This window comes from Herbaspirillum sp. AP02 (assembly GCF_015767275.1).
Lineage (GTDB): Bacteria > Pseudomonadota > Gammaproteobacteria > Burkholderiales > Burkholderiaceae_D > Herbaspirillum.
Genome location: NZ_JADWMY010000006.1, coordinates 98467 through 117394 on the forward strand (window position 1 = coordinate 98467; position 18928 = coordinate 117394).

The window sequence follows — 18928 nt, forward strand, 5'->3', positions numbered from 1 at the left end:
GTCTCTGGTTGCGGGTCGGACGGCGCGGCTGCCATGTGCGCGCTGCCCGGGGATGTCAGTGATCCTCGCCAGCCTAGCTGGGCGAGTACGACAGTCTGACATAGATGGGGGCGAAGGCTTCGGCCTGGGTGATCTCAATCAGCGTCTCCTTGGCCAGCTCGAGCAGGGCGATGAAGTTGACCACCACCACCGGCACGCCACGCGAGGGATCGAACAGGTCCGAGAACTCCACGAAACGCGCCGACTGCAGGCGCCGCAGGATGCCGGTCATGTGCTCGCGCACCGACAGTTCCTCGCGGCTGATGTGGTGGTGCTGGGTCAGCTTGGCGCGCTTGAGGATATCGGCCCAGACCGCCTTGAGGTCGTTCATGTCAACGTCGGGCCAGCGGGTGACCACGGTCTGCTCGATATGCACCTGGGTGCGCACGTAGTCGCGGCCGACCTGCGGCAACTGGTCCAGCTCCTGGGCGGCCAGCTTGATCTGCTCGTACTCCAGCAGGCGTCGCACCAGCTCGGCACGGGGGTCTTCGGGGTCCTCGCCGGGCTCGGCCTTCTTGGCCGGCAGCAGCATGCGCGACTTGATTTCGATCAGCATGGCCGCCATCAGCAGGTATTCCGCGGCCAGCTCCAGGTTCTGCTTGCGGATCTGTTCGACGTATTCCAGGTACTGGGCGGTGACCTGCGCCAGCGGGATGTCGAGGATGTTGAAGTTCTGCTTGCGGATCAGGTACAGCAGCAGGTCCAGCGGTCCCTGGAAGGCTTCCAGGAAGACCTCCAGCGCATCCGGCGGGATGTAGAGGTCATTGGGCAGCTGGAACAGCGGTTCGCCATACAGACGTGCCAATGCCACGCCGTCGATCACATCGGGCGTGCTGTCCTGCTGTCCTGCGGGGGTGATGTCGATGGCGTCGGCGCTGGGTTCCGCGCCGGCCTGACCGGCGGATTCGGCGCCACCTGCTTGAGCCGTCATGCGAAAAGCTTAGTGGCTCTGGTAGACGTAGGGCTGCTGCGCTACGCGCGAGGCCTTGTCACGGGCGGACTTGTCCAGGTCCAGCGGTTCCTTGTCCCACAGCAGGGCGCGGCCGTCGCGTTGCGATTCTTCCAGCTTCGGGTTCTTCGTCTTCAGTTCGTCGATGAACTGGGTGATCTCAGATACGTAGGTGGTCTTTTTTCCGAAGAGCATGATATTTTCAGGCCAAATGTTACACAGAGGCCGTATTTTACCTTGTCTTCATCAGGGATAATCAAATACCTATGCGTGAACCCTTATTCATACGCCTGCGTCGCCATGCCGGAAAATTCGGCGCTTTTCTTGCTGCTTTGGCAATGTTCGGCTGCGACCGCAACGGCAATCCCATCCAGGAGTTCGGTTTGGACAAGTTGCAGAAGGGCATTTCCAGCGAGGCCGACGTACGCGGCGTCATGGGCCAGCCCGACACCATCTGGGACGACGGCAACGGCGCCCGCACACTGGAATATCCGAAAGGCCCGGAAGGCATCCGCACCTGGATGTTCGCCATCGGCGCCTCCGGCACGCTGGTCGATTACACCCAGGTCTTGACCCAGGAACATTTCGACACCATCCGCCCGGGCATGAGCGCCGAGCAGATCCGCCGCCAGTTCGGCCGCCCGCGCAGCGTGGTGCAGTTTGCCCGCAAGAATGAGGAAGTGTGGGACTGGAAATACCACTACGTCCACGAGGATCGCCTCTTCAACGTCCATTTCGACATGACCACCCGGAAGGTGGTGCGGATGTCGATTTCGGAGATATCGGGCCACTAGTTTGTACCGACGTGGCAACCCCTGGTCAAATCGCGTCGTCCTTCTGCAATTTCATCTTCTCCATCCCATCAGAGTTACGGGCCGTTGTCGACTTATTTGACTGGCCTTTACTCATCTCCACTTGACCGTCCGACGCGTCGGTACTCCCTCATTGCCCCTTCGCTACGAGCGTACGCAAACATTATTCCGTCGGCAGTTGTGACTTTCTAATGATGGCAACGAAGCAGTCATAAATAGAAATCCAGCAAAAAAAATCTCGTAGTCTTTAAAGAAAATGGAACTACATCCGGCCACGAACTGGTATTTGCGTTTTTCGCCGATATATTCCGCCAACGATCAGGTTTATTGAGCGCACCAATCGGCCTGGAGGCCGGTGAATTTTTCCGGAGAGGCGCTAACACGAATTTCGTGATTCTACTCAAGGGTCATCGCATAGCTGGCTGCACGTAATTTCAAGGAGGAGACCACCATGACATCGGGAAAAATGAACAGGCGAGTCGTCGTTACTGGCATGGGATGTGTGACCCCTTTCGGTTATGGCATTGAGAAGAGCTGGGGAGCATTGCGGCAAGCGTGCTCGGCGCCGGCTCCGATATCGCGGTTTGATACCTCTGGATATCGGACTACGATTGCAGCAGAGGTTGATGACAATCACGCTCTCGACTCAGCTTCTGGATTTGACTTAAAACTTGTTTCACGCAACACCCGCTTCTCGCTCGCTACTGTAGCTGACCTTGTGCATGAGCAGGATTTGAGCGCGATGACGCAACGGAGCATGGGAGTGTGTCTTGGCAGTGGACTGGGTGGTATGTATTTCACGGAGGAGGCAATCGCGGCGCTCCACCGGAACGGGTCGCGTGGTATCAGCCCGTTGACTGTGCCCTTCGTGGACCCCAATGCCATTGTGAGTCGGGTTGCCATCCAGTGGAAGTTGACAGGCCCACAGCTGACCATCTCTACCGCCTGTTCCTCCAGCGCCCATGCTATTGGCGTTGCAGCGGACATGATTCGCAGTGGTCGCTGCGATGCGGTGTTGACCGGCGGCGTGGAAGCTACGATGTCGCCACTGGTCTTCTCGGGTTTTGACCGATTGCGAGCGATGACAACTAGGAACCATACGCCCGCTGTCGCTTGCCGCCCATTTTCCGATGACCGCGACGGCTTCGTCATGGGCGAAGGTGCTGCCATGTTGCTGCTGGAGGCTGAGTCCAGCGCCATCAAGCGTGGTGCCAGAATCCATGCCGAGCTTTTAGGCTACGGTGCCTCGGGTGGCGCCTACCACCCGGTTGCACCACTGCCCGACGGCGCCGACCTGGTGGCGGCGATGAAGGCCGCGCTCGTCGATGCTGGAGTAGCCCCGGATGAAATCGACCTGATCAATCCACATGGCACAGGAACCAGGCTCAACGACGATGCCGAACTACTTGCACTGCGAACCGTGTTCGGTCAATCGCTTGACAGGATTCACGTAACACCGACCAAGCAACTGAGCGGGCATCTTCTTGGCGCGTCGGCGGCATTGGAATCGCTGCACGTCATCAAGTCCATCGAGGAATCATTCGTGACGCCGATACGGTATGCCGACCGCAGTTCTGGCCTGAACATTTTGGTTGGATCGGGCCTTCGCAAGGAAATACGGATTGCAATGAAGAACTCGTTCGGGTTCGGAAATAACAACGTTTCTCTCATTTTTGGGGCGTATCGATGAAACTAACTTACGACGATTTTTCCTCCATCCTCTTTGCCAACACTGTTCAGGTCAAGGAGGTGAGAACGTTGCGGCCGGCGGATCTGCTCTCCGATATCGGGATTGATTCTCTGGGCTTTGCCACGGTGCTCTGGACACTGGAGGAGCGTTTCAATATCCAGGTGGATGATCGTTACCTTCAGCGGCTCAATGACCTATCCACCGTTTCCGATCTCATCGCTGTTTTTGCTGAGTTGGGCCACGAAATAGAGATCGAACCGACGAAGTAAGGTAGAAGGCGTAGTTACGCCTCCGCTTCCGGAGGCACGGCCGCAACAGCCGATTTGTTGCATTCATATGTGAAAGGAAGATCATGGAACTCAATGTCAAAAAGCTGGAACAAGGCCCCGTTATGGCGGCTAAAGGAGATACCGAATTTGGCGGAGTTGCAAAAGCCGGGCCGGTCGTAGTGGATAGGGGATGTGTTGTTTCGCCTGAGTCCGTTGCAAGGGCGCGAAATCGAAGCACGTCTGGATGCCGGTGATAGCGCTGCTGTCACTCTGGGCAAGACCGTGCTGATCACCAGCGAGGGTTTTCCGGGCCAGGTGTGGACGGGGACGATCACCTGGGTTGCTCCCGCGACCAGCCGTGATGGTTCGCTTAATCAACTGGCTTTCCGAGTCGGGATGGCCAATATCACGGCGCCATTGCTGCTAGGACAGCAGGTGGACGTTCGGCTGGAAGTGACTGCGCGTGAAAATGTTCTGAAGCTGCCCTCTAAGGTGATCCTGTCGCGAGATGGGAAGCGTTATGTCGTCACCGCAGTGCAAAATCGCGTTCGCTTCAGGGAAGTGAAGACGGGCATTGAGGATTTCGGTGGTAGCGAAATTCTGTCGGGACTGAATGAGGGTGAAATGGTTCTGCTGGACCAGGGAAAGGCGCTGCATGATGGGGACGCCGTCAAGGTATCCTCTGCCGGAGCTGCGCGATGATCCAGATCCGAGACCTGGAGAAGTCCTATCTACTGGGCGACAAGACGGTAGGCGTCTTGCACGGAATATCGCTTGCGGTCAGGCGTGGCGAATTCATCGCCATCATGGGACCGTCAGGCTCGGGCAAGTCGACCTTGCTCAATATCATCGGATGCCTGGATGAGCCCGATGGTGGAAGTTACCGAATGGATGGCGTCGAGCTGGCAGGCGCATCGGAGTCGGCGCTAGCCGGAATACGAAACCGGCGCTTGGGCTTCGTGTTTCAATTGTTCAACCTTGTGCCGCGCATCAGCGCTATCAGAAACGTGGAGTTGCCGCTGCTATACGCCGGCCTGAGCGCGGAGCGGCGTCGCGAGAAAGCCGGGAAAATGCTGGAAATGGTGGGCTTGGTGGATCGAGCTGAACATTCGCCGGCGCGACTCTCAGGCGGACAGCAACAGCGCGTAGCCATCGCGCGTGCCTTGGTCAACGACCCTGACATCATCATTGCCGATGAACCCACCGGTAGCCTGGACTCGTTATCCAGCGCCGACATCATGCAATTATTTTCGCAACTGAATCGCAGGGGCATCACCGTTGTGATGGTGACGCACGATGAAGAAATAGCCGCCTTCGCCGGCCGGATCATCCGTTTGCGGGACGGTCGGCTGGATGGAGGGCTCGTATGAACCAGCTTCACCATTACTGGCGCTTCTGCAAGGACGGGCTAGTTCAGGCCGGTATCTCGCTACAGGATAATCGCCTGCGCAGCGTGCTGAGCATCCTCGGCGTAGCTGTCGGTGTGGCGGCCGTCATGGCTGTCGGCACGATCAGTGAAGGCGGGCGGCGTCTGATTTTCGACGAACTGGAGACCTTCGGGCTGCGGTCGGTATGGGTATTCCGGTTGAATCAGGAGAAGAAACCAGATACGACCCAACGTCAGGGGACTGGCTTTGATAATAGCGATCTGGATCTGATGGAGAAACATTGCTGTAACGACGTCAGGCGTCTCTCGCCAGTGATTCAAGTGCGCGAGCGGCAATGGCTGGTGCGAGCGGCCAGCGCCTACAGCAATGCACAGGTCATCGGAGTCAACAGCCATTACCTGGCCATCAACAACGACAGGCTGTCTAGCGGGCGCTTCTTCCTTCCGGACGATATCGTCAAAAGGCATGGCGTGGCCGTGATCGGCCCGACCGTCGCCGCCGACCTGTTTGGTTCCTCCAGTAATCCGGTGGGCAAGGCTTTGCGCATTGGCGAACGAAGATACACCGTCATCGGCCTGACGGAGCGGAAAAGTCGTGACTTTCTCGCCAGCATAGGGTCAGCCGGTGGGCAGGATAGCAATAACCAAATTCTCCTCCCATACACCACCTTGCAGCAGCAACTGGGGAGCAAGATCATCCACTTCGTTCAAGCCGAAGCGATTGCGCTGGAGCGCGCCGACGCGGCTGCGGCGGAGCTAGTGTCCTTCTTCGAGCGTGCGCATCAGCATCGATATGCCTACCAGTCCGACACCATGGCTAAGTACATCGGTACGGCCGAGCGAATCTTGCGTGGCGTCTCTCTCATTGGCGTGGTGGCTGCTTCAATCTCTTTGCTGGTGGGGGGGATGGGAATCATGAATGTCATCAGTACGTCGGTCATGGAACGTACCCGCGAAATTGGCCTGCGCAAGGCCGTCGGTGCGACTGGCCAACATATTCTGTTCCAGTTTCTAATGGAGTCGGTACTCATCAGCACATTGGGAGGCCTGCTGGGCTTGCTCGCAGGCGTCTTGATTGGCATTGCACTGGCATGGTTGACTGGATTTCCGCTGATTCCTTCCTGGTCGATGGCCTTGCTTGGATTGTTGGTGTCGATTGTGGTCGGGTTATTGTCGGGCTTGATCCCGGCGCAACGGGCAGCGCGTTTGCGCCCGGTGACGGCATTACGTTATGAATAGAAGACTGCTTACCTCCCTGGCCGCTGGCGGCTTGCTGGTCGCGGCAGCCGTGGCCTCGGGGGCCGTGATTGAACAGCCCGCTCCGGCTTCCTTCGAAGACGCGCTGCGTCTGGCCTTGTCCATTCGTGATGAGGTGGCCATGGAAAGCCTCAACCTGGTACGGCTGCAGGCACGCGTCGAAGAGGCGCGCGGCGCATTTTTCCCCTCCCTCGACTTGTCCTCGCAGCTGCAACGTGTACGTTCCTACGATGACTTCTCCGGCCTGGACATTAATGGAAAATTCAACAATGTCAGTATCCCTATCCAGGTCAAAAGTACGACGCCAGGCTATCAGGCGGGCGGCGCGCTGGAGTTGAGTTATCGAGTTTATTCAGGCGGTGCACGTACTGCGCGGGTCGACGAAGCCAGGGCGGAGAAGACGCAGGCGCAGGCACGTCACGATTCGACGCGGAAAAAGATCGCGCAGGAGTTGTCCGCTGCCTATTGGGGCCTGCAAAAGGCCCAACTGACGATGCAGCGCGCCGACCATCGGCTGCTACAGGCGCGAGCGGAATCAGAGGAGTCGGCCGTTCGATTACAGAAACGCTTGCTGGCCCTTGTTGAGCGGGAGGCCAAGTTGCTGGAGCTGCAGAAGGCCGACATCGAGCAACGGGGAGCCGCGCGTGCCTTGCGCGATGCCCAGCTTCGTTACGTTCTTTCGTTAGGGATGACGCCGGGTAGGCAGGGGACGGCCGGACTGCCACACTTGTCCGAGCCTCCCGCATCGATTGGTATAGAGCGTATTTTTGGAGAACTCAACCTGATCCAAGATAGTGAGAGCATGACGGCACAGGGGGAAATGGATGCCGCCAAGGCGCGCATAGGCCAGGCGCAAGCGGATTACCGCCCCTTGGTCGATCTGGTTGCACGTTATTCGGGAACGGGTAGGGCTGATAGCGGATATGGCCGCGTCTATGACGAGTTCGGCCGGGAGCGCGCCAGCGTCGGCATTCAATTGCGCTGGAACATCTTCGACGGTGGCCAGAAAGACCAGCGCGTGGTGCAGGCGGTGGCGGTCTACGAACAGGCCCGCATCCGGCTCGACAAGATCCAGCGAGACCAAGAAATCGAACGACAGAATGCATTGTCCAAAGTTTCCGAGGCACAGGAGGCCATCACTGTCGCTCATGCCCAGTTGGCGTTGGCGAAGACGCAATTGCGTATCGCCGAAGTGCGCCACGCAAGCCAGGCCATTTCGTCGACCCAGCTTGGTGCAGCGCGCCTTGCGGTAAGCGATGCCGACATCGGACTGGCGATGGCCGAGATTGACCATCTGCTGGCACAGGTGGTACTACAGCTCGCACGCCGAAACCCCTGACTTGACTGCATTTCTTCAGCGTATCCCCGCCCGCATGAACGACTGCACGAACTGCCGCTGGAACAGCAGGAAGGCCAGCAGCAGCGGTGCCGAGGTCATCAGCGTGGCGGCGGTGATGATGGACCAGTCCACCCCCTGGTCCGTCGACGAAAACACCTGCAGGCCCACCGTCAGCGGCCGCGACTGCACCGAGTTGGTCACGATCAGCGGCCACAGGAAGTTGTTCCAGTGCGTGCTCACCGATACCAGCCCGAAGGCGATGTAGATCGGCCGCGCCAGCGGTACGTAGACCTGCATCAGGATCTGCCAGGCCGAGGCCCCTTCCACGGTGGCGGCTTCATCCAGTTCGCGGGGCACCGTCTTGAAGGTCTGGCGCAGCAGGAAGATGCCGAAGGCCGAGGAGAAGTAGGGCAGGCCGATGGAGAGGATGGTGTCGCGCAGGCCCAGCAGGTTCATGGTCTGGTAGTTCTCCACGATGAGGATGTCGGGCATCACCATCAATTGCAGCAATACCAGCATGAACATCACATTACTGCCACGGAAAGTGAAGCGCGCGAAGGCATAGGCGGCCAGCGTGGCCAGTACCACCTGGGCTGCCAGGATCATCGTCACCAGCAGGAAGGTATTGAGGAAATAACGCAGGAACGGCGCTGATTGCCAGGCATTGACGAAGTTCTGCAAGGTCAGCGGCGCATCCGGCACGAAGCGGGTGGCGTAGGCAGCCGGGTGGAAGGCGGTCCACAGCGCATACAGCAGCGGCAACAGCCACAGCAGCGCCAGCACCCAGGCGGACAGGGTTTCCAGCACGCGGCGGTGCTGGCCGAAGGGGGAGCCAGGGGCGTTCATTGGTAGTGGGTCCTGCGGTCGAGAATGCGGAATTTCACCAGCGCGATGACGCCCAGCAAGGCCAGCAACACCACCGTCAGGGCCGCCGCATACGACGAATCCCAGAAGGCGAAGCCGACTTCATAGATGTAGTACAGCAGCAGCGAACTGGCGTTGTCGGGACCGCCCCGGGTCATGACCACGATATGGTCCACCAGGCGGAAGGCATTGATCAGCGCGTTGATCAGCACGAACAGGGTGGTCGGCATCAGCAAGGAAAACTGCACCCGCCAGAAGTATTGCCAGCGCGATGCCCCCTCCAGCGCCGCCGCCTCGGCCAGCACTGGCGAAATCTGTTGCAGCGCGGCCAGGTAGAAGATCATGAAGAAGCCGGCTTCCTTCCAGATCGCCACCACCATCAGCGCAGCCAGCACGCTATGCGGATTGCCCAGCCAGTTGTGCGAGGGCAGGCCGAGCGCGCCGGTGATCTGCTCCAGCAGGCCGTACTGCGGCGTGTAGAAGAACAGCCAGATATTGGCCACGGCGATCATCGGCAACACCGTGGGCGTGAAATAGGCCAGGCGCAGCACGCCGCGCCCGGCCAGTTTCTCGTTGACCCACAGCGCCATCAGGATGGCCAGGGCGATCGCCACCGGGATGGTGCCCAGGGCGAACCAGAGGTTGTTGCACAGGGCCTGCCAGAACACCGGGTCCTCGACCATGAGCCGGTAGTTGTCCAGGCCGACGAAGACCGACGGCCTTGCCCCCTTGGGCGTGGAAAAGAAGCTGTGCCAGAGGGTCGCCAGCGCCGGATAGTGCGTGAAGGCGATCAGCAGCACCATCGCCGGCGACAGCAGCAGCCAGGGCAGCACGGAGGAGGGCAGGCGTTTCATCGGCAGGCCTTGTGCAGGCGGCGCTTAGCGACCGTAGGCGCGCAGGATGCGCTCGGCTTCGCGCTGGGCGTCCTTCAAGGCGGCGTCCGGGGTCTTGGTGCCGGACAGCGCGGCCTGCAGGTTGTCGTTCAAGGCCTTGGTCACGCGCTGGTTGTCGTGGGTGGAGAGTTCGGCCACGCCATATTTCATCTGTTCGCGGGCGACGTCGGCGGCCGGGACGTCCTGCAGGTATTTCTTCATTTCCGGCGTATCCCAGGCGTCCTGGCGCGGTGCCACGTAGCCGGTGGCGATCGACCACTGGGCTGCGCGCGCCGGTTCGGTGGCGAAGCGGATGAACTTCATCGCCGCCTGCTGCTCGGCCGGGGAGGTCTTGTTGAAGACATAGAAGTTGCCGCCACCGGTGGGGCTGCCCGGATGCTTGATGCCCGGCAGCATCGCCACGCCGAAGGGGAAGCTGGCGTTGGTGCGGATATTGGTCAGGTTGCCGGTGGTGGTCCAGACCATGGCGGCCTTCTGTTCCAGGAAGTCCTTGGGCGTGGTGCCCCATTCGATGGCGCCGGCCGGCATCACCTTGTCGCGCGCGGCCAGGTCAACCCAGTGCTGCAGGGCCTGCACCGCGCCGGGCTTGTCGAAATAGGTCTTGGTGCCGGCACTGTTCATGAGAAGGGTGTCGTTGGAGGCCGTCATGGCCTGGAACATCCAGTAGCCGAAACCGGTGGAAGGAATCTTCACACCCCACTGGCTGACGTTGCCGGCGGCGTCGCGCTTGGTCAGCTTCTTGGCGGCCTCCACCATCTCATTCCAGGTGGCGGGCGCCTTGTCGGGGTTCAGGCCGGCGTCCTTGAACAGGGTCTTGTTGTAGTACATCACGATGGTCGAGCGCTGGAAGGGGATGCCCCAGGTCTTGCCTTCGGTCTGGCTGTTTTCCATGAAGCCCTTGTAGAAGCCGTCGATCCACTTCTTGTCTTCGGCGCTGTTGGCCAGGCTGTCGATGGGAACGATGGCGTTTTCGTCGATCAGGGTGAACAGGTCGGTGGAGAGCAGCACGGCCAGGGTCGGCGGGGTGCCGCCCTTGAAGGCGGTCAGCGCCTTGACGATGCTTTCCTGGTAGGTGCCGGCATAGATGGCCTTGACCTTGATGTCGGGGTTGGCCTTTTCGAAGTCGGCCACCATGCTGTCGATGGTCTTGGTCACTGCGCCGCCGACGGCGACCGGGTAATAGAAGCTGATCTCGACCGGGTTGGCGGCCAGGACCGGGGCGCTGAAAGCGGCGCTGACGGCCAGTGCGGCCAGGGACTTGAGGAAGGTTCTACGCATGATGCATCTCCATGAGGTGGAAGGTTGGCTTGCTGCGGAAATCGGTCGTTGGTTCAGGGGCGGCGTCGGCCGCTGTCGCCTTCGAAGAAGGTCTGGTCACGTTCATCCCAGGCCAGGTGCACGGTCTCGCCAATGGCGAGTCGGTGCTGGCCGGGGGCGCGCACCAGCAGGGAGGCCGCGCCGATGCGCGCACCCACGATGGTGTCGGCACCGAAGTACTCGACCGTCTCCACCTGCGCCGGCACGCCCTGGTCGGCCAGGCGGATGTGCTCGGGACGCAGACCCAGCTGCAGCGGCAGCTGGCTGGCGGTGGGGATGAGCACCGTGCTGCCGCTGATGGCCATGCCCTGGGGATGCGGCGCCAGCGCCAGCAGATTCATCGGCGGCGTGCCGATGAAGCGGGCGGCGAAGGCGGTCGCGGGTCGGGCATACAGTTCGGCCGGGGGCGCATCCTGTTCGATGTGGCCTTCGCGCAGCAGGATCACCTGGTCGGCCATGCTCATGGCTTCGGTCTGGTCGTGGGTGACGTAGATCATGGTCATCTGCAGTTGCTGCTGCAGGGTGCGGATTTCGCGCCGCATTTCCTGGCGCAACTGGGCGTCGAGGTTGGACAGCGGCTCGTCCATGAGGCAGACCGGGGCATCGGCGATGATTGCCCGCCCCAGTGCCACACGCTGTTGCTGGCCGCCTGACAGTTGCGCCGGGCGGCGTTCCAGCAGGTGACTTAGGCCGAGCAGGTCGGCCACGCGCTGCAGGCGCGCCGCATGGCCGCTGCGCGGCTCCTTGCGCACGCGCACGCCGAACAGGATGTTGTCGCGCACCGTCAGGTGCGGGAACAGCGCATAGGACTGAAACACCATGGAAATCTGGCGCTGCGCCGGTGCCAGTTGCGTCACATCCTGGCCGTCGATATGAATGCTGCCGCTACTGGGTTTGTCCAGCCCGGCAATCAGGCGCAGGGTGGTGGACTTGCCGCAACCCGATGGTCCCAGCAGGACCGTGAAGTCGCCTGACTTGACCTCGAAATCGATGTCCTTGACTGCCTGGGCCTGGCCCCAGTGTTTGCCGACGCCGCGCAGGGAAATCGCTGCCATGTGCTGTTCCTGGTGATGGACTAAGGATGCGGGCCGGGCGATCAGGCCGCCGCCGCGCCGCTGCGGATCTGCTCCACCAGCAGGCGCGCGCTGGTTTCGTCGATGATCAGCTCGTTGATGAAGCCGCCCCGCAGCGCTGCCTTCAGGCCGGGCAGCTTGCCGATGCCGGAGACCACGCACAGCGCATGGGTGGCGCGGGCGAAGCAGTCCATGTCCGGGCCGCTGTTGCGGGCATTGAAGGCGACGTCGCGCCAGCTGCCGTCGGCGCGGAAGAAGACCGTGGCGATGTCGCCCACCAGACCGTCTTCGCGCAGGATGCGGCGCTCGTCCGCGCCCAGGTAGCCGGCGGTGTGGATGTAGCTGCCGGTGGCCTCGGCACCGATGGAGAAGAGCAGGATGGAGGCGCGTTCCTGCAGGTCGCGGATGGCCTTGATGCTCTTTTCGCGCCACAGCGCGCTGCGCGTCTCGGGATAGTCGAAGAAGGCCGGTACCGGCAGGTGATGGGCGCGCGCGCCGTAGTTCTGGGCAAAGCGGGAGACGATGGATTCGCTGAAGCTGTTGATGAAGCTGGCCCCGCTGCCGGAGCCATTGAGCGCCACCACGTCCACGTCATGCATATGGCGCGGCAGCAACTGGTCGGCGATCTGCGCCACTGTGGTACCCCAGGCCAGGCCGATGACGGTGCCCGGCGTCACCAGCGAATTGACATAGGCGGCAGCATGGCAGGTCACGCGCTGCAGGGTCTCCTTCTCGGTGGCGGCGGCGGCCACCGGCACCACCTGGATGGAGCGCAGGCGGAAGTGGTGGGCGATGGCGGCTTCCAGGCTGCCGGAGACCTGCTGCGGATCGTGTACGCGGATTTCCACCAGGCCCCGGTCCAGCGCGTAGGACAACAACCGGGAGACGGTCGCGCGCGAGGTGCCGATCTCGTCGGCAATGGCCGCCGTGGTCATGTTCTGGAAATAGTAGAGGCGCGCCACGCGCACCGCCATGTAGGCGGTTTCCTGTCGATCCGCTTGGGCCATTGTTCTTTTCTGGAGAGCGAAATTGCGAAAAAGTGAAGAAACGGACCATGCGCCCGACCCGCCCCCCGGCAGGCCAGGCGGGACGGCCGCCTGACAACGTTTTCACGATGGTAGCGAGCGATTGTTACGGCTTGATGAACATCTGTTCCGGGCTGGGTTTGGCGGCGCGGAACCAGGGGAAGGGGCGGGCAAAAGAAAAGCGACGCACCAGGGCGTCGCTTGTTCGGGAGGAGGGGACGGGAGTGCTTCGGTGAGGCCCTGGTGAGGCGTTAGTGCCGCATCACCCGGCGCATCACGATCGGCGCTGCCTCGTGCGGATTGGCGCGGGTGTACTCCAGTTCCGGCGCAATCTCGAAGCCGAAGGCGGCATACAGGTCCACCAGTTGCGCCTGGTCGGTGCGCACCGCCAGGCGCAGCTCGCGCACGTCGGCCGACTGGGCGCGGTGGATCAGGGCTTCCATCAGGTGCTGTGACAGGCGCTCGCCACGGAAGGCCGGGGCGATGCCCATGCGGCGGATTTCCCAGACGTCGCTCTCGGTATCGAGCGGCAGCCAGCGCACAGAGCCGGCCGGCGTCTCGCCGCGCAGCAGGATGAAGGCCCCGCCGTGCTGCAGGTCTTCCACCACATGGTCGGCCGCCTCGCGGTGGCCGGAGGAGGTGGGCGCCACCTTGTTGGCCCAGCTATGCCGGGTCAGGTCGGCAATCAGGGTGGCGTCTTCCGATGTGGCTTCGCGTATCAGGAAATCCATAGGGTGTCTCCTCCAGTGCAGGCGATCCGGTGCCGGTCGTGCTCAGCGTACCCGCATGCCCGGTTCGGCACCCGGCCACGGGTTGAGCACATAGATGCCCGGCTTGGCCTTTTCGTCCTTGGCCGAGGCCGCCAGGACCATGCCTTCGGAGATGCCGAACTTCATCTTGCGCGGCGCCAGGTTGGCCACCATCACGGTCAGCTTGCCGACCAGTTCTTCCGGCTTGTAGGCCGAGGCGATGCCGGAGAAGACATTGCGGGTGCGGCCTTCGCCGGCATCCAGGGTCAGGCGCAGCAACTTGGTGGAGCCTTCCACGGCTTCGCAGTTGACGATCTTGGCGATGCGCAGATCGATCTTGGCGAAGTCGTCGATGGAGATTTCCGGGGCCAGTTCTTCGATGGTGCTTTCTTCCGCAGCAGGCGCTGCTGCAGTGGCTTCCGGCGCCTCGAACAGGGCATCCAGCATCTTGGGATCGACGCGCTGCATCAGGTGCGAGTAGGCATTGATGACGTGACCATCAGCCAGCGGCGTGGTCACGTCGCTCCACTGGAAGGGTTGCACCTTGAAGAAGGCTTCCACCTGGGTGGCCAGTTGCGGCAGTACCGGCTTCAGGTAGATGGTCAGGATGCGGAAGGCTTCCAGCAGGCGGCTGCAGACTTCGTGCAGTTGCGCGTCCTTGCTGCTGTCCTTGGCCAGCTCCCAGGGCTTGTTGGCGTCCACGTAGGCGTTGATGGTGTCGGCCTGTTCCATCACCAGGCGCAAGGCCTTGCCGTATTCGCGCTGTTCATAGAGGCCAAGGATTTCGTCAGCCACGCCGCGCAGCTTGCCCAGGAAGGCATCGTCGGCGGTCGCCCACTGGGTGGAGACGCGACCTTCGAAGCGCTTGGCGATGAAGCCTGCGGCACGGCTGGCGATGTTGACGTATTTGCCGATCAGGTCGGCATTGACGCGGGCCACGAAGTCGTCCGGGTTGAAATCCACGTCCTCGACCTTGGCGTTCAGCTTGGCGGCGATGTAGTAGCGCAGCCATTCCGGGTTCATGCCGATGTCCAGGTAGCGCAGCGGCGAGATGCCGGTGCCGCGCGACTTCGACATCTTTTCGCCGCTGACGGTGATGAAACCGTGCGCAAAGACGTTATTGGGCGTCTTGCGGCCGGCGAACTTCAGCATGGCGGGCCAGAACAGGGTGTGGAAGTAGGTGATGTCCTTGCCGATGAAGTGGTATTGCTCGGTCTTGTCATCGGCCATGAAGGCGTCGAAATCACGGCCGGTCTTGACGAAGTAGTTCTTCAGCGAGGCCAGGTAGCCGATGGGCGCATCCAGCCAGACGTAGAAATACTTGCCCGGTGCATCGGGAATCTCGATGCCGAAGTAGGGCGCGTCGCGGCTGATGTCCCAGTCGCCCAGGCCGCCTTCGCCATCCAGCCATTCGCGGGCCTTGTTGGCCACTTCCGGTTGCAGGCGGTTGCTGTCCAGCGCCCATTCACGCAGGAATTCCACGCATTTTGGGTCGGACAGCTTGAAGAAGAAGTGTTCCGAGGACTTCATCACCGGGGTCGCGCCGGAGAGGGTCGAGTAGGGGTTCTTCAGGTCGGTCGGTGCATAGACGGCGCTGCAGTTCTCGCAGGAGTCGCCGTACTGGTCCTTGGTGCCGCACTTGGGGCATTCGCCCTTGATGTAGCGGTCCGGCAGGAACATGTTCTTGACCGGGTCATAGAACTGGTCGATGGTCTTGGTGGAGATCAGCTTGGCTTCATCGCGCAGGGCGCGGTAGATCTCCTGCGACAGTTCGTGGTTTTCCGGGCTGTCGGTGGAGCTCCAGTTGTCGAAGGCGATGTGGAAGCCATCCAGGTACTGCTTGCGACCGGCGGCGATGTTGGCCACGAACTGCTGCGGCGTGATGCCGGCCTTCTCGGCAGCGATCATGATGGGCGCGCCGTGGGCATCGTCGGCGCCCACGAAGTGCACCTCATTGCCCTGCATTCGCTGGAACCGGACCCAGATGTCGGCCTGGATGTACTCCATGATGTGGCCGATGTGGAACGCGCCGTTGGCGTAGGGGAGTGCGGTCGTGACGAAGAGTTGGCGAGGTGCAGAAGTGCTCATTGGCGATACGGACGATGCAAGAGGGTTGATTGAGGCAGCAAGAAACTGCCATGAAAGAGGGGCATTCTATCAGCCAGCGGCCCTTGGGCGCAGTAGTTGCTCCATTGCAATGAGGTCGGACGTGGTTGGGGCGGTGGCTCGGCCTCCGGTTTGATCCTGCCCCGGGGCGGCATGGGCCCGATTGGTTTAGACTTGCGGGTTCTGAGCAAGGAGAAACAATGAGCATTACCGTGGAAGAGGTCAAGGCGGCCCTGTTGCAGGTGATCGACCCCAATACCGGCAAGGATCTGATCCGGGGCAAGGAAGCCCGCAACCTCCGCGTCGAGGGCGGCCGCGTGCTGCTGGACGTGGAACTGGGTTACCCGGCGGCCAGCCAGGTCGTACCGATGCGCCAGAGGGTCGAAGAGGCGCTGGGCAAGCTGCCTGGCGTGACCGCCGTGGAAGCCAACGTCTACTTCAAGATCGTGGCCCATGCGGTGCAGCGCGGTATCAAGCTCAAGAGCAACGTCAAGAACATCATTGCGGTCGCCTCCGGCAAGGGTGGCGTGGGCAAGTCCACCACGGCGGTCAACCTGGCCCTGGCGCTGTCGGCCGAGGGCGCGCGCGTGGGCATCCTGGATGCCGATATCTACGGGCCCTCCCAGCCCATGATGATGGGCATCTCCGGCCAGCCCGAAACCAAGGATGGCAAGACCATGGAGCCGCTGGAAAACCATGGCCTGCAGGTCTCCTCCATCGGCTTCATGATCGACCCCGACGAACCCATGGTCTGGCGCGGCCCCATCGTCACCCAGGCCCTGCAGCAACTGCTGGACCAGACCAACTGGCGCGACCTGGATTATCTGATCGTGGACATGCCCCCCGGCACCGGCGACGTGCAGTTGACGCTGTCGCAGAAGGTGCCGGTCACCGGCGCCGTGATCGTGACCACACCCCAGGACATCGCCCTGCTGGATGCGCGCAAGGGCTTGCGCATGTTCGAGAAGGTCGGCATCCCCATCCTGGGTATCGTGGAAAACATGAGCATGCACGTCTGCTCCAACTGCGGCCATGCCGAGCCGATCTTCGGCGTCGGTGGCGGCGAGAAGATGTGCGCCGACTTCGGCGTGGACTTCCTGGGCGCCTTGCCGCTGACCATGGAAATCCGCCAGCAGACCGACTCCGGCACCCCCACCGTGGTAGCTGATCCGCAGGGCAAGGTGGCCGAGATCTACAAGGCCATCGCCCGCAAGGTGGCCGTGAAGGTGGCCGAGAAGGCACGCGACATGTCCAGCAAGTTCCCCAGCATCGTGGTGCAGAACGACTGAGCGTTGCCGGTTGAGTCTCCCGGGCGGGCCGCCGGCATGGCGTGCCCGCCTGCAAAGGCGTTAAAATGACGCCTTTCCGATTCCATCCCTGACCGTTGTACGGCTTTGGCGTGCCAAGGCCGTTTTGGTTTTTCATTCCCGATCATGACTGCCACTCAAGTACGTACCCGTTTCGCTCCCAGTCCCACCGGCTATCTGCACCTGGGCGGCGCCCGCACGGCGCTGTTCTCCTGGGCCTATGCCCGTCGCTTCGGCGGCACCTTCGTGTTGCGCATCGAGGATACCGACGTCGAGCGTTCCACCCCGGAAGCGGTGCAGGCCATCATCGAGGGCATGCAATGGCTGGGTCTGGAGCATGACGAAGGTCCGTTCTACCAGATGAAGCGCATGGATCGCTATCGCGAAGTGATCGGCCAGATGCTGGCGCAGGGCACGGCCTACCACTGCTATTGCACCCCCGAGGAAGTCGAAGCCATGCGCGAGCGCCAGCGCGCCGCCGGCGAAAAGCCGCGCTACGACGGCACCTGGCGCCCGGAGCCGGGCAAGACCCTGCCGGCCATCCCCGCCGAGCGCAAGCCGGTGGTGCGCTTCAGGAACCCGCAGGAGGGCGAGGTCAGCTGGAATGACGTGGTCAAGGGCCCCATCACCATCTCCAACCGCGAGCTGGACGACCTGGTGATCGCCCGCCCGGACGGCACCCCGACCTACAACTTCTGCGTGGTGGTGGACGACTGGGACATGAAGATCACCCACGTCATCCGCGGCGACGACCATGTGAACAACACGCCGCGCCAGATCAACATCCTCAAGGCCCTGGGCGGCACGCTGCCGGAATATGGCCACGTCCCCATGATCCTGGGCGCCGATGGCGAAAAACTGTCCAAGCGCCACGGCGCGGTCAGCGTGATGGACTATCCGGCCCAGGGCTACCTGCCCGAAGCCATGCTGAACTATCTGGCCCGCCTGGGCTGGAGCCATGGCGACGACGAGATCTTCTCGATGCAGCAGTTCTGCGAATGGTTCGACCTGGATCACCTGACCAAGGCTCCGGCGCAATTCAACCCGGAAAAGCTGAACTGGCTCAACAACCACTACATCAAGCTGGCCGACAACACCCGCCTGGCCGGCCTGGTGCGCCCGTTGCTGGAAGCGCAGGGCGCCGTCTTCGAAGGCGCCCCGGACCTGGCGGCCGTGATCGGCTTGCTGAAGGACCGCGCCAATACGGTGAACGAGATCGCCGCCGCGGCCCTGATGTTCTACCGTCAGCCGGCCCCCGACGCGGCGCTGGTGGCCCAGCACATCACCGACGCCATCAAGCCGGCCCTGGCCGACTTCGCCCAGCGCGTAGCCACGGTGGAGTGGACCAAGGAAGCCATCGCCCCGATGATCAAGGAAGTCCTGGCCGCCCACAGCATCAAGATGCCGCAGCTGGCCATGCCCTTGCGCCTGATCGTGGCGGGTCAATTGCAGACCCCGGCCATTGACGCCGTGCTGCAATTGTTCGGCCGTGAGGCTGTTCAGGCACGTTTAGCGGCATATGTTTGAGAAAAGGAAATAATTCTTCAAAAAGATATTGTCTTTTGAAAATAGGTATTGCATAATCTCGCTTCTTCGCAACGGGGGTATAGCTCAGCTGGGAGAGCGCTTGCATGGCATGCAAGAGGTCAGCGGTTCGATCCCGCTTACCTCCACCAGCGACCCGCCGATGTTTGGCGGTGATATTTCAGGCGAAGCTTGAGATGTAGAAGTGAATTGAAGTACCTGCTTGTCCCCTTCGTCTAGAGGCCTAGGACATCACCCTTTCACGGTGAGTACGGGGGTTCGAATCCCCCAGGGGACGCCAGATTTCGAGATCTGCGCTGTCACCCAG

At 61.7% G+C, this 18928-nt stretch carries 18 protein-coding genes and 2 tRNA genes; 11 read left to right on the plus strand and 9 right to left on the minus strand.

The window, feature by feature from the left end:
• Window positions 1-73: 73 nt before the first annotated feature.
• Together I5R65_RS13870 and I5R65_RS13875 are read right to left on the minus strand one after the other, a co-directional pair.
• Window positions 74-970, minus strand: coding sequence for a ScpA family protein (locus tag I5R65_RS13870; RefSeq protein WP_180668233.1), 897 nt, complete (start codon window positions 968-970; stop codon window positions 74-76).
• 9 nt (window positions 971-979) lie between these two features.
• The gene (locus tag I5R65_RS13875) at window positions 980-1183 is read right to left on the minus strand and encodes a DUF3460 family protein (protein WP_180668234.1); all 204 of its coding nucleotides are present in this window, start codon (window positions 1181-1183) and stop codon (window positions 980-982) included.
• 71 nt (window positions 1184-1254) lie between these two features.
• On the opposite strand from I5R65_RS13875, the gene bamE reads away from it, so the two are divergent.
• The 7 genes from bamE (at window position 1255) to I5R65_RS13910 (ending at window position 7742) form a co-directional block, all read left to right on the plus strand.
• Window positions 1255-1782 carry an outer membrane protein assembly factor BamE gene (bamE, locus tag I5R65_RS13880; protein ID WP_006465473.1) on the plus strand — a complete coding sequence of 176 codons (528 nt, stop codon included), beginning with the start codon at window positions 1255-1257 and terminating at the stop codon, window positions 1780-1782.
• Between the two features lie 469 nt (window positions 1783-2251).
• The gene (locus tag I5R65_RS13885) at window positions 2252-3490 is read left to right on the plus strand and encodes a beta-ketoacyl synthase (protein ID WP_180668235.1); all 1239 of its coding nucleotides are present in this window, start codon (window positions 2252-2254) and stop codon (window positions 3488-3490) included.
• Window positions 3487-3759, plus strand: a complete 273-nt coding sequence (locus I5R65_RS13890; protein ID WP_180668236.1) for an acyl carrier protein — start codon at window positions 3487-3489, stop codon at window positions 3757-3759. The genes I5R65_RS13885 and I5R65_RS13890 overlap by 4 nt, the downstream gene beginning before the upstream one ends.
• Before the next feature lie 192 nt (window positions 3760-3951).
• On the plus strand, window positions 3952-4461 hold the full coding sequence (locus I5R65_RS13895; RefSeq protein WP_180668237.1) for an efflux RND transporter periplasmic adaptor subunit: 510 nt from the start codon (window positions 3952-3954) through the stop codon (window positions 4459-4461).
• Window positions 4458-5129, plus strand: coding sequence for an ABC transporter ATP-binding protein (locus I5R65_RS13900; RefSeq protein WP_180668238.1), 672 nt, complete (start codon window positions 4458-4460; stop codon window positions 5127-5129). Before I5R65_RS13895 ends, I5R65_RS13900 begins: the two co-directional genes overlap by 4 nt.
• Window positions 5126-6385: an ABC transporter permease gene (locus I5R65_RS13905; protein ID WP_180668239.1), complete on the plus strand. Its 1260-nt coding sequence runs from the start codon at window positions 5126-5128 to the stop codon at window positions 6383-6385. Before I5R65_RS13900 ends, I5R65_RS13905 begins: the two co-directional genes overlap by 4 nt.
• Window positions 6378-7742, plus strand: a complete 1365-nt coding sequence (locus tag I5R65_RS13910) for a TolC family protein (protein ID WP_180668240.1) — start codon at window positions 6378-6380, stop codon at window positions 7740-7742. The genes I5R65_RS13905 and I5R65_RS13910 overlap by 8 nt, the downstream gene beginning before the upstream one ends.
• Window positions 7743-7757: 15 nt before the next feature.
• On the opposite strand, the gene I5R65_RS13915 is transcribed toward I5R65_RS13910, so the two are convergent.
• The 7 genes from I5R65_RS13915 to metG form a co-directional block, all read right to left on the minus strand.
• A complete protein-coding gene (locus I5R65_RS13915; RefSeq protein ID WP_180668241.1) occupies window positions 7758-8588 on the minus strand; it encodes a carbohydrate ABC transporter permease in 831 nt (276 codons plus the stop codon).
• On the minus strand, window positions 8585-9460 hold the full coding sequence (locus I5R65_RS13920) for a carbohydrate ABC transporter permease (RefSeq protein ID WP_180668242.1): 876 nt from the start codon (window positions 9458-9460) through the stop codon (window positions 8585-8587). Before I5R65_RS13920 ends, I5R65_RS13915 begins: the two co-directional genes overlap by 4 nt.
• 24 nt (window positions 9461-9484) lie before the next feature.
• Window positions 9485-10777 (minus strand): ABC transporter substrate-binding protein, encoded by a 1293-nt coding sequence (locus tag I5R65_RS13925; protein ID WP_180668243.1) that lies wholly within the window; start codon window positions 10775-10777, stop codon window positions 9485-9487.
• 53 nt (window positions 10778-10830) lie between these two features.
• Window positions 10831-11871 carry an ABC transporter ATP-binding protein gene (locus I5R65_RS13930; RefSeq protein WP_180668244.1) on the minus strand — a complete coding sequence of 347 codons (1041 nt, stop codon included), beginning with the start codon at window positions 11869-11871 and terminating at the stop codon, window positions 10831-10833.
• 41 nt (window positions 11872-11912) lie between these two features.
• Entirely contained in the window at window positions 11913-12896 is a 984-nt protein-coding gene (locus I5R65_RS13935; RefSeq protein ID WP_180668245.1) for a sugar-binding transcriptional regulator, read from the minus strand.
• Window positions 12897-13165: 269 nt separating this feature from the next.
• Window positions 13166-13645, minus strand: coding sequence for a GNAT family N-acetyltransferase (locus I5R65_RS13940; RefSeq protein ID WP_006465467.1), 480 nt, complete (start codon window positions 13643-13645; stop codon window positions 13166-13168).
• Window positions 13646-13687: 42 nt separating this feature from the next.
• Window positions 13688-15751 (minus strand): methionine--tRNA ligase, encoded by a 2064-nt coding sequence (metG, locus tag I5R65_RS13945; RefSeq protein ID WP_180668246.1) that lies wholly within the window; start codon window positions 15749-15751, stop codon window positions 13688-13690.
• 218 nt (window positions 15752-15969) lie between these two features.
• Here metG and apbC point away from each other — a divergent pair, with 218 nt between their 5' ends.
• The 4 genes from apbC (at window position 15970) to I5R65_RS13965 (ending at window position 18901) form a co-directional block, all read left to right on the plus strand.
• Entirely contained in the window at window positions 15970-17058 is a 1089-nt protein-coding gene (gene apbC, locus I5R65_RS13950; RefSeq protein ID WP_180668247.1) for an iron-sulfur cluster carrier protein ApbC, read from the plus strand.
• Between the two features lie 144 nt (window positions 17059-17202).
• Window positions 17203-18603: a glutamate--tRNA ligase gene (gene gltX, locus I5R65_RS13955; protein WP_180668248.1), complete on the plus strand. Its 1401-nt coding sequence runs from the start codon at window positions 17203-17205 to the stop codon at window positions 18601-18603.
• Between the two features lie 73 nt (window positions 18604-18676).
• A tRNA-Ala gene (locus I5R65_RS13960) sits at window positions 18677-18752 on the plus strand.
• Between the two features lie 73 nt (window positions 18753-18825).
• Window positions 18826-18901 (plus strand) — tRNA-Glu (locus tag I5R65_RS13965).
• Window positions 18902-18928: the final 27 nt, after the last annotated feature.

Bases quoted from the DNA above. Each gene is read 5' to 3' on its own strand.
- I5R65_RS13870 (WP_180668233.1), bottom strand. From the start codon at position 970: ATGACGGCTCAAGCAGGTGGCGCCGAATCCGCCGGTCAGGCCGGCGCG.
- I5R65_RS13875 (WP_180668234.1), bottom strand. From the start codon at position 1,183: ATGCTCTTCGGAAAAAAGACCACCTACGTATCTGAGATCACCCAGTTC.
- bamE (WP_006465473.1), top strand. From the start codon at position 1,255: ATGCGTGAACCCTTATTCATACGCCTGCGTCGCCATGCCGGAAAATTC.
- I5R65_RS13885 (WP_180668235.1), top strand. From the start codon at position 2,252: ATGACATCGGGAAAAATGAACAGGCGAGTCGTCGTTACTGGCATGGGA.
- I5R65_RS13890 (WP_180668236.1), top strand. From the start codon at position 3,487: ATGAAACTAACTTACGACGATTTTTCCTCCATCCTCTTTGCCAACACT.
- I5R65_RS13900 (WP_180668238.1), top strand. From the start codon at position 4,458: ATGATCCAGATCCGAGACCTGGAGAAGTCCTATCTACTGGGCGACAAG.
- I5R65_RS13905 (WP_180668239.1), top strand. From the start codon at position 5,126: ATGAACCAGCTTCACCATTACTGGCGCTTCTGCAAGGACGGGCTAGTT.
- I5R65_RS13910 (WP_180668240.1), top strand. From the start codon at position 6,378: ATGAATAGAAGACTGCTTACCTCCCTGGCCGCTGGCGGCTTGCTGGTC.
- I5R65_RS13915 (WP_180668241.1), bottom strand. From the start codon at position 8,588: ATGAACGCCCCTGGCTCCCCCTTCGGCCAGCACCGCCGCGTGCTGGAA.
- I5R65_RS13920 (WP_180668242.1), bottom strand. From the start codon at position 9,460: ATGAAACGCCTGCCCTCCTCCGTGCTGCCCTGGCTGCTGCTGTCGCCG.
- I5R65_RS13925 (WP_180668243.1), bottom strand. From the start codon at position 10,777: ATGCGTAGAACCTTCCTCAAGTCCCTGGCCGCACTGGCCGTCAGCGCC.
- I5R65_RS13930 (WP_180668244.1), bottom strand. From the start codon at position 11,871: ATGGCAGCGATTTCCCTGCGCGGCGTCGGCAAACACTGGGGCCAGGCC.
- I5R65_RS13935 (WP_180668245.1), bottom strand. From the start codon at position 12,896: ATGGCCCAAGCGGATCGACAGGAAACCGCCTACATGGCGGTGCGCGTG.
- I5R65_RS13940 (WP_006465467.1), bottom strand. From the start codon at position 13,645: ATGGATTTCCTGATACGCGAAGCCACATCGGAAGACGCCACCCTGATT.
- metG (WP_180668246.1), bottom strand. From the start codon at position 15,751: ATGAGCACTTCTGCACCTCGCCAACTCTTCGTCACGACCGCACTCCCC.
- apbC (WP_180668247.1), top strand. From the start codon at position 15,970: ATGAGCATTACCGTGGAAGAGGTCAAGGCGGCCCTGTTGCAGGTGATC.
- gltX (WP_180668248.1), top strand. From the start codon at position 17,203: ATGACTGCCACTCAAGTACGTACCCGTTTCGCTCCCAGTCCCACCGGC.